At 71.7% G+C, this 8,770-nt stretch carries 10 protein-coding genes; 4 read left to right on the top strand and 6 right to left on the bottom strand.

The window, feature by feature from the left end; all coding sequences use genetic code 11:
• The coding region (locus AB0H93_RS42745; protein WP_358582322.1) for a carboxyl transferase domain-containing protein at positions 1-276 on the top strand (276 nt) is incomplete at its 5' end.
• Between the two features lie 66 nt (positions 277-342).
• Here AB0H93_RS42745 and AB0H93_RS42740 read toward each other — a convergent pair.
• The gene (locus AB0H93_RS42740) at positions 343-1,173 is read right to left on the bottom strand and encodes an NmrA family transcriptional regulator (protein WP_358582319.1); all 831 of its coding nucleotides are present in this window, start codon (positions 1,171-1,173) and stop codon (positions 343-345) included.
• A gap of 80 nt (positions 1,174-1,253) precedes the next feature.
• Between AB0H93_RS42740 and AB0H93_RS42735 the strand changes: the two genes are divergently transcribed.
• The gene (locus tag AB0H93_RS42735; protein WP_358582316.1) at positions 1,254-2,195 is read left to right on the top strand and encodes an AraC family transcriptional regulator; all 942 of its coding nucleotides are present in this window, start codon (positions 1,254-1,256) and stop codon (positions 2,193-2,195) included.
• Positions 2,196-2,210: 15 nt separating this feature from the next.
• Here the strand turns inward: AB0H93_RS42735 and AB0H93_RS42730 are convergent, their stop codons facing one another.
• Both AB0H93_RS42730 and AB0H93_RS42725 read right to left on the bottom strand, forming a co-directional pair.
• A complete protein-coding gene (locus AB0H93_RS42730) occupies positions 2,211-2,783 on the bottom strand; it encodes a hypothetical protein (protein ID WP_358582314.1) in 573 nt (190 codons plus the stop codon).
• Positions 2,784-2,846: 63 nt separating this feature from the next.
• Positions 2,847-3,362 carry a DUF3145 domain-containing protein gene (locus tag AB0H93_RS42725; RefSeq protein ID WP_093271552.1) on the bottom strand — a complete coding sequence of 172 codons (516 nt, stop codon included), beginning with the start codon at positions 3,360-3,362 and terminating at the stop codon, positions 2,847-2,849.
• A gap of 372 nt (positions 3,363-3,734) precedes the next feature.
• On the opposite strand from AB0H93_RS42725, the gene AB0H93_RS42720 reads away from it, so the two are divergent.
• Positions 3,735-4,988: a hypothetical protein gene (locus AB0H93_RS42720; protein WP_358582311.1), complete on the top strand. Its 1,254-nt coding sequence runs from the start codon at positions 3,735-3,737 to the stop codon at positions 4,986-4,988.
• 87 nt (positions 4,989-5,075) lie between these two features.
• Here AB0H93_RS42720 and AB0H93_RS42715 read toward each other — a convergent pair whose 3' ends face one another.
• The 3 genes from AB0H93_RS42715 to AB0H93_RS42705 all read right to left on the bottom strand — a co-directional run bounded on the left by AB0H93_RS42715 (position 5,076) and on the right by AB0H93_RS42705 (position 7,451).
• Complete coding sequence (locus AB0H93_RS42715; RefSeq protein ID WP_358582309.1) at positions 5,076-5,768, bottom strand: hypothetical protein; 693 nt, start codon at positions 5,766-5,768, stop codon at positions 5,076-5,078.
• A gap of 115 nt (positions 5,769-5,883) precedes the next feature.
• Positions 5,884-6,912 carry a hypothetical protein gene (locus tag AB0H93_RS42710; protein ID WP_358582306.1) on the bottom strand — a complete coding sequence of 343 codons (1,029 nt, stop codon included), beginning with the start codon at positions 6,910-6,912 and terminating at the stop codon, positions 5,884-5,886.
• Entirely contained in the window at positions 6,909-7,451 is a 543-nt protein-coding gene (locus AB0H93_RS42705) for a SigE family RNA polymerase sigma factor (protein WP_235884220.1), read from the bottom strand. The genes AB0H93_RS42710 and AB0H93_RS42705 overlap by 4 nt, the downstream gene beginning before the upstream one ends.
• A 328-nt stretch (positions 7,452-7,779) precedes the next feature.
• Here AB0H93_RS42705 and AB0H93_RS42700 point away from each other — a divergent pair, with 328 nt between their 5' ends.
• On the top strand, positions 7,780-8,604 hold the full coding sequence (locus AB0H93_RS42700) for an LLM class F420-dependent oxidoreductase (protein ID WP_358582303.1): 825 nt from the start codon (positions 7,780-7,782) through the stop codon (positions 8,602-8,604).
• Positions 8,605-8,770 lie beyond the last annotated feature (166 nt).

Raw genomic sequence — 8,770 nt, 5'->3', positions numbered from 1 at the left:
GCCTGGCCGGAGGCCGAGGTCGCGGTGATGGGCGCCAAGGCCGCGGTCGGCGTCCTGCACCGCAAGGCGCTCGCCGCCGCGCCCGAGGAGGAGCGCGAGGCCCTGCAGGACAAGCTCATCGAGGAGCACGAGCGCGTGGCCGGCGGCGTCGGCCGGGCGATGTCGATCGGTGTGGTCGACGAGGTCATCGACCCCAAGACGACCCGTCGCCGCATCGCCGAGGCGCTCGCCGCGGCCCCCGCCGGGCGAGGCTCGCACGGCAACATCCCGCTATGACCTGCTGAGTGAACGAAAGGGGGCCACCTCCGCGATGGAGGTGGCCCCCTTTCGTCCTCTGCGGACCTATGACCACACCCCGGTGGGAGCGGTCCGCTTCGCGTAGTCCCGGAAGTCGCGGGGCTCGCGGCCCAGCGCCCGCCGCACGCCGTCGGCGAGGTGGGCGTTGCGACCGTCGAGCACCTCGGTGAACAGGTGGCCCAGCATCGCCACGACCTCGGCCGGGACGCCCTGCTCGACCATCCCCGCGGAGAACTGCTCGACCGTCACCGGCAGGTACTCGATGTCCCGGCCGGTCGCCGCGGCGATCTCGCCGATCGCTTCGGCGAAGGTGAGCAGCCGCGGGCCGGTCACCTCGTAAACCTCACCGGCGTGGCCGTCCTCGGTCAGCGCCGCGACCGCGACCTCGGCGATGTCCTCGGCGTCGACGAACGGTTCGGCCACCCCGTCGACCGGCAGGACGACCTCGCCGGCCCGCACGGACTCCACCAGGAAGTCCTCGCTGAAGTTCTGGTGGAACCAGCTCGCGCGCACCACCGTCCACTCCGCACCGGATTCCTGCACCGCTTGCTCGGCTCGCTGCGAGCCGATTTCCCCGCGGCCGGACAGCAGCACCAAGCGCCGGACGCCGTTGCGCACCGCCAGTTCGGCGAACGAGCCGACCGCCTCGGCGGCCTCCGGGATCGCCAGGTCCGGCTGGTAGCTCACGTAGGCCGATCCGACGTCGCGCAGCACCGGCTCCCAGGTGCTGCGGTCCTCCCAGTCGAACCGCGGCGTCGCCGAACGCGACCCGATGCGCACCGGGATGCTCTTGGCCGCGAGTCCCGCGGCCACGCGGCGGCCGGTCCGGCCGGTGCCGCCGAGGACGAGTGCTGTTTTCTGCGCCTTGTTTGTCATGGCCCTAGCCAAGCGGCAAAATCCGAGACTTCCCATAGTTCATTGGCTCGATTCCATAATCCAGCGTCTAAGATCGACTCGTGGACGCACTCGTGAACCTGCTGGACGGCCCGCGAGCCCGCGGGGCTTTCCTGCTCCGGGCGGTCCTGGACCCGCCGTGGTCGCTGCGAATCCAGGACCGGGCGCCGCTGACCCTGATGGCCCTGGTGCGCGGATCGGCCTGGGCGGTGCCGGACGCCGGTGACCCGGTGCGGCTCGAACCCGGCGACATCGCGATCGCCAGGGGCCCCGACGCCTACACGGTCGCCGACGACCCGAACACCCCGTGGCAGGTCGTCGTGCACCCCGGGCAGGGCTGCAGCACACCGTCCGGCGAACCGCTGCGAGACCTCACCGACGTCGGCGTGCGCACCTGGGGCACGGACCTGGGCGCGTCGATGAACATGCTGATCGGCACCTACCAGGTCACGGGCGAGATCAGCGGCCGCCTGCTCGCCGCGCTGCCCGCCCTGGTCGTGGTCCGGCAGGCCTCGCTGGATTCTCCGCTCGTGGAGCTGCTGGCCGCGGAGATCGGCAAGGATTCACCGGGCCAGGAAGCGGTCCTGGACCGGCTGCTCGACCTGCTGCTCATCGCGAGCCTGCGGGCGTGGTTCGCCAGCCCCGACGCACTAGCGCCGGCCTGGTACCAGGCGCACCGCGACCCGGTGGTCGGCCGGGCCCTCCAACTGCTGCACCACGACCCGGCGTTCCCGTGGACGGTGGAATCACTGGCCACGCGGTCCGGCGTGTCGCGGGCGGGGTTGGCCCGCCGGTTCACCGATCTGGTCGGCGAGCCGCCGATGAAGTACCTGACCGGCTGGCGGCTCGCGATGGCGGCCGACCTGCTGCGGGAGTCCGACGCGACGATCGCCTCGGTCGCACGCCAGGTCGGCTACGGCAGCGCCTTCGCGCTCAGCAACGCTTTCAAGCGGCAGTTCGACGTCAGCCCGCAGGAGCACCGCCGCGTCGAGGCCGCGGTGTGATCGCGGGCGAGGTCATCACTCGCAGGGCTTGAACAGCGCGCTGTTCGGCAGCTTGCTGGTGTCCAGCCGCAGCCCCTGGCGCATTTCGTCCAGCACCAGCGGGTAGACCACGTTCCAGGTCACGCACGTCGACTTGGCCTGCGCCGGCGCGTCCTCCAGCGTCTGGTTGCTCCGGAAGGTCAGCATCACCAGCAACGAGCCGTCCGGTCCCGGATCGATCCGGTGCACCGTCCACTGGAAGTCGCGGGTGGTGTCGTAGTTGGCCATCCACTTGTCGTGCGGCAGCTCCAGCCACTTCGAGCGGACCACTGTGGACTTCCACAGGTCGTAGCTCTTGTCGTTGATGGAGCGGAAGTGGTTGTCCAGCAGGGCCTGCACGGTCAGCCGGTCGGGATGAGCCGCGGCTTCGGGGGTGTAGACGATGCCCAGCGGCGACGTCATCCCGCCGCCCGGCTCCGTCGTAGTGCTGGAGAGCTGGTCGGTGGGCGTATCGCGGTAGACGTACTGCGACAGCAGCGCACCACCGCCTGCCGCGCCCAGCAGCACGACGATCGCGAGCGGGATACCCCATTTCAGCCAGGAACGCACGCCCCAAGCCTTTCACACCGCCACCGAGGCGATCACAGGTTCCGGTAGAAAGACCCGCGCGAGTCAGCCCACCCGGTGCAACCAGGTCACCGGAGCACCGTCACCGGCGCGGCGGAACGGTTCGAGGGCGTCATCCCAGGCGGCGCCGAGCAGCTGGTCCACGCGGTGGCCGAAGGCCTCCGGGCCCTTGGCGTTGGCCGCGAGCGTCCGCAGCTGGTCCTCGCTCACCATGATGTCGCCGTTGGCGCTGGTGCAGGCCCGCCACAGGCCCAGTCCGGGCGCATGGCAGAACCGCTGTCCGTCCACCCCGGGACTGGGGTCTTCGGTGACTTCGAAGCGCAGCATCGGCCACGCGCGCAGCGCCGTGACCAAGCGTGCGCCGGTGCCCGGCTCGCCCGACCAGTTGCACTCCGCGCGGAGTTGCCCTGGTGCTGCCGGTTGTGCCGTCCAGCGGAGTTCTGTCCGAATGCCGAGTGCGCCAGAGATCGCCCACTCGACGTGCGGGCAGACCGCAGACGGCGACGAGTGAACGTAGACCACACCAATGGTGTGGCCACGGTCGCTGCCACGGGTGCTCACTGCTGACCTCCGCTGTTCGACGAGGGACGTCTTCCCCTACGACCTCGCGTACTTGGCGATCAACAGGTGCGGCGCCATTCTGCATTGCAGGCGGAGCGCTTCGCCACCAGAACGACGGCATTCGCCGCGGGCCAGCGGGCGCGCGGCGAAGCCGGACCGACCCGGCGGTGACTGCCCCGAATAGCGGAAATCGCAGATCCGGGGCGTTGTCCCGGGTTTTCGCGCTAGCTCGAAAGCACCAACGCGATGGCGGCGGACGAGTGGTGGACACCACTCGATCGGACGAAAGTCGAAACCCCGCGACATTACTCGGACGCCCCGACTAACGTCTCTGCTCGAACGCGCGGTCCCCACCGGATCTTGGAGGTCGTCATGCGACTGGTGCGGCTCGGTGCGGAACCGACCCAGGTCGGCGCCGACATCCGGGCGGCCATTTCCGCGTGGGGCGCCGGTTGCTCGGTGCTGGGCGGGGTCGCCGTGTTCGGTTGCCGCCCGCCCGGCAGCCCCCGGCCGCTGGACGCGGTGATCGTGCTGCCGCGCGGGGTGGTCGTGGTGCTCGGGGTCGACCTCCCCGAACCCGCGCTGAAGGTCGACGCGCCGTTGCAGACCCCGTGGACGATCGACGGCTGGCCGCTGGTGCGCACCGAAGGCGCGGTCAACCCTGGGCTGGAAGGTCTCGAATCGGCCGCCGCGCTGGCCCGCAGCCTGCAGTCGCGCGGGCTGGAGCCGCTGCCGGTGGCCGCGATCGTGGTGGTCGGCCCGTACGCCGGGCAGGTCACGCAGCCCACCACCGACCTGCACCGCGGGGTGCGGGTGGTGTCGCCGAACACGACCGCGATCCTCGCCGCCGCCCGCGAGCTGGCCACCTACGAACTGCCTTGCCCGGTCGAACCCGCCCAGCGGTTGCTGCGGGTGCTCGACGAGAGCTGCGAGCTCGGCCCGGCCGAGCTGATCGCCGAGGGCTTCCCGGAGTCCGGGGCCACCGATCTGGCCACTGCGGACACCATGCTGATCCCGAAGTACACCGACCGGCCCGCGGCCGGCGGGACAGCGCGGCGATTCACGCCGCGCGGCAAGCTGATCGCGGCGGCCGCGGCGCTGGTGCTGGTCTTCGGCATCCTCGGGACTTGGTTGACGCTCGACCGGCCCGCCGCCAGCCCGCCGCCGCGGACCCCGCCCGTCCAGCGGGCCGACGGGGTCGAGTTCACTCAGCGGGTGGCCGCTCGCGACGCCTCCTGCGACCCGCACTCGTTCGGCGACGTGCAGCGCTGGTTCGAGCAGCGGCCGTGCCGGGGCCTGACCCGCGCGGTGTTCGACACCCAGGTGTCGGGGCGACCGGCCGCGGTCTCGGTGGCCATCGTCGAACTGCCCGACGAGCAATCTGCACGCGAGCTGCGGGAACTCGCCGACACCGCGGGCACCGGCGGCGTCACGGACCTGATCGCCGACGGCTTGGGCCGGCCCGGCGGTCCCGACGGGTTCGACAACGCCGCGCAGGCCGTGCAGCAGAACGGCAACCAGGTGCGGATCGTGCAGACCGCGTGGCGGGGCCGGACTTCCAACCCGGACGACGTGGGCCTTCGCGCGCTGGCCGAACGCGGCCTCCGCCTCACGCCCCAACCCTGACGCACCGCCCGTCGCGTTCCGCCGCAATTTCCATGGAAATCGAAGGTTCGATTTCCATGGAAATTGCGGTAGGAGCGGTGGGTCCGGTCACGACTGCTCCGGTTCGCGGGCTTCGGTTTCGCGGGATTCGGCCGGTTTGGCCTGTTCCGGGATCCTGGACCAGCCGCCGCGGGCCGGGGCTCGGTCCGCGGAGAGGATCCTCGGGGCCTTGGTCAGGTACGGATTCCCCAGGCGGGCCAGGAACAACGCCGGTGCGTACAGCGGGACGACGGCCGACAGCGCCGCTGCGGTGACGCCCGCGCGCAGCACGTCGCGCGGCAGCAGCGTGGTCCGCCGGTCGACGAACCGGTCGCTGGTCAGCGCCGCCAGCCACAGCACGAGCACGAAGCCCACCATGGTCCCCACCGCCAGCAGGACCGCCGGCTGGTAGCCGAGCCGTTCCGCGCCGAGCATCACCGCGATCCAGCCGAGCAGCGCCGGCAGCTGGCCGCGCTCGGTCGTCGCCGCCCACAGCAGCCCGCCCAGGAGCGCGAACCCGCCGCCGCTGCTCTGCCAGGTTTCGGTGATGCGCTCGGACCACTCGCCGCCGGTGAGGCCGAGCCGCGCGGCGAGCCTGCCCAGCACGTCCAGCGCGGTCGGGCCGTCCTCCGGCGTGACGAACTGGCCGATGATCCAGGCCAGCGTCCACAGCGACACCGCGAACGCGAGCACCTGCTGCCACCTCGGCCGGTCCAGCGCGGCCCGGTACAACCGCAGCAGTTCCCGTGGTTGCGCCTGCACGTCCACCCCTGTCCTCGGCGTCGGAAAGCCGCTGCCGATCGTCCGGCCGTTGTGATGATCAAGCCCGGCATTGATCAGATCAGGGGCGTGTCCGCACTGCGGAGAGTGATCGGATTCAGAACGTGCCAGGGTCCGGGGCGCATTCCCCGGCGCCGGAGCAGGCGGGCGGGATCGGGCGGATCACCGAGCCGTCCACCAGCCACTGCCCCTGCTTCCCGGTGGACACCAGGAAACGGCCCAGCGGGTCCGCGGACAGCCGCGCCTCGCCCGCGGTCAACAGCGGCGCCCGGAACGGCACCCCGGCGCCGATCTTCCGCCCGGTGTCCGCCGCGAAGGTGGCCACCCGGGCCTGCCCGCCGTCGCAGTCCACCGGTTCCAGCGCCGCGACGTCGGGCCCGGACCAGGCGATCGCCACCGGCCCGCACGGCGCGTCCGGCGCCGCCTCGACGTGCCCGGCCAGCGAGTTCGCGTCCGGCGCGAGCAGCAGCACCGCGGCCCGGCGGCTGCCCTGTTCCCCGGCCAGGACGGCGAGCCGGCCGTCGTCGGCCAGCGCCAGGTCGTGCACCCGCAGACCGGGCGGGATCGCGATGGTCTGCCGGTTCTCGCCGCGCACGACCACCACGGCGTTCCCGTCCAGGTAGGCGACGCGCCCGCCGCCCGCGGCCAGCAGCCGGCCGTCGCCGACGTCTCCGGGCAGCACCCGCTGCCCGCCCTGCGGGGTCACCTCGACGACCCGGCGTCCATCCACTGTGGACGCCATGGTGTAGATCCGGTCGTCGTCGGCGGCGAGGACGCCGGGGTCGGCGCCGTCGACGCGGGCGACCTCCCGGTCCTCCCGGCCCGACAGCACGTCGAAGGCGGCGATCACGCCCGGCTCCGGCGAGGCGAGGTAGCTGTCCGGCCGGACGCTGATCGGTTCCGGGTCGTGCTGGCCCGGAAGCGCGAACATGGTTACGACGAATGCGGCCGCCGCGACCGCCGCCGCGCCGACCAGCACGATCAGCGGGCGGCGCGGCGATCTCCGGCGGCGCACGCCGGCCAGCAGCCGCGGCAGCGCGTCGGGCCTCGGCTCGACGTCTTCGACCAGCTGGTGCAGCTGCGCCCGCAACAGGTCCACTTCCCGTGCGCTGTTCCCGTCCTTCACACCCGCTCCCCCAGCAGATCCGACAGTCGTGAGACGCCACGCGAGCAGTACGACTTCACCGCGCCCTGGCTGCAGCCCATGACCTCCGCGGTGCGCGCCTCGCTGAGATCGGCGTAGTAGCGCAGGACCACGGCCTCCCGCTGCCGGCGCGGCAGCTTGGTCAGCGCCGCGGCCAGCACCGCGCGATCGACCCCGCGGCCCGTGTCGTCGGGCTGGCGGTCCTCGACGGCGAGCTTCGGCTGGTACTTCTTGGCGATCAGCCGTCGCCGCAGCATCGAGCGGGCCCGGTTGAGCACCGCCTGCCGGAGGAACGCCAGCGCCTTGTCCGGATCGCGCAGCCGCGAACGGGAGTCGAAGACCCGCACGTAGGCGTCCTGCACGATGTCCTCCGCGGTGGCGCGGTCGTCCACCAGCAGGATCGCGATGCGCAGCAGTTGCCGGTAATGCTCCTGGTAGAGGTCGGTCAGCTTGCTCGTCAGTTCATCCATTGCCGCCAGCCCGTCGCCCGGCCAGGCGGTCACGGGCAATGCGATCGACACCGTCACATATCTGCACGACGCCCAAGCCCCCCTCCTTGGTTGCGGCCGGGTTTCACTTGTAATCAATCGGCTGCACCCAACGGCGGCGAAGTTTACCGGCGGGTCCGCCGATGATGATCTCGTGGCGGCTTCTGCCAGCCCTGCCGCCAGATGGATCATGCCCGGTCAGCCCCACTGCACTACCGCCCCGCGCGACCGGGGTAAGCACCGTTCGGGTGTTGGGAGCTCTTGCCGGTCGCCAACCGGCGCGGTAGGCCTGTGGTGCCGCGCGGCGCCGAACCGACGGTCGGCCGGGCGAGCTTGCCGGACGCAGCTCTAGGAGGCGCTGATGAAGTTCGGGATCACCACGTTCATCACCGATGAGGGGATCGGCCCGGCGGAACTGGGCAGGGCCGTCGAGGAGCGCGGGTTCGACTCGCTCTTCGCACCCGAGCACACGCACATCCCGGCGAGCCGGGAATCGCCCTATCCGGGCGGCGGCGACCTGCCCCGCGTCTACTACCGCACGCTGGATCCGTTCGTCTCGCTCACCGCGATCGCGGCGGTCACCGAGCGCCTGCTGGTGGCCACCGGGATCTCGCTGATCATCGAGCGCGATCCGATCACCACCGCCAAGGAGGTCGCCAGCCTCGACCTGGTGTCCGGCGGACGCGTCATCTTCGGCGTCGGGGCGGGCTGGAACCGGGAGGAGATGCGCAACCACGGCACCGATCCGGCGACCCGCGGCGCGCTGATGGACGAGCGGATCCGGGCGATGCGGGAGATCTGGACGAAGGAGGCGGCCGAGTTCCACGGCGAGCACGTCGACTTCGACCCGATCTACGCGTGGCCGAAGCCGGTGCAGCAGCCGCATCCGCCGATCTACGTCGGCGGGGAGGGCGAGCGGGCCATCGCGCGGGTCGCCGAGTACGGCGGCGGCTGGTTGCCGCGCGGCGGCACCGAGAACCTCGCCGACCTGGTGCCGAAGGTGCGCGACCGGGCGGGCTGGCGGGTGCCGGTCTCGGTCTTCGCGGCGCCGCGCGATCCGGCGGTCCTGGAGTCCTACGCGGCGGCCGGGGTGGACCGCGCGCTGTTCCTGCTGCCGACTCACCAGCACGACGAATCGCTGCGCCGGCTCGACGCACTGGCGGAAATCGCCGAACGCCACGGCTGATCGGCGAATCCGCTGGCCCGCCGCGGCGGGCCAGCGGTGTTCACAGGTCCTCGTCTCGCGATTACCAGGCGTGGCTTACATCCTGGTTACTTCCATGCATCGGGCTGGACATTCGGGACATGCGCGCAGATCCTCGTGTCTGCTGTGCCCAGTCTGTTGCACAGCG

This window comes from Saccharopolyspora sp. NPDC050642, assembly GCF_040654735.1.
Lineage (GTDB): Bacteria > Actinomycetota > Actinomycetes > Mycobacteriales > Pseudonocardiaceae > Saccharopolyspora > Saccharopolyspora elongata.
Note: the sequence above shows the minus strand (reverse complement) of the source record. Positions and strands in the feature narration are given on the sequence as shown.

What these genes read in the sequence shown, in the direction of transcription:
- AB0H93_RS42740 (WP_358582319.1), bottom strand. Translation starts at nt 1,173, where the DNA reads ATGACAAACAAGGCGCAGAAAACAGCACTCGTCCTCGGCGGCACCGGC.
- AB0H93_RS42720 (WP_358582311.1), top strand. Translation starts at nt 3,735, where the DNA reads ATGCGACTGGTGCGGCTCGGTGCGGAACCGACCCAGGTCGGCGCCGAC.
- AB0H93_RS42700 (WP_358582303.1), top strand. Translation starts at nt 7,780, where the DNA reads ATGAAGTTCGGGATCACCACGTTCATCACCGATGAGGGGATCGGCCCG.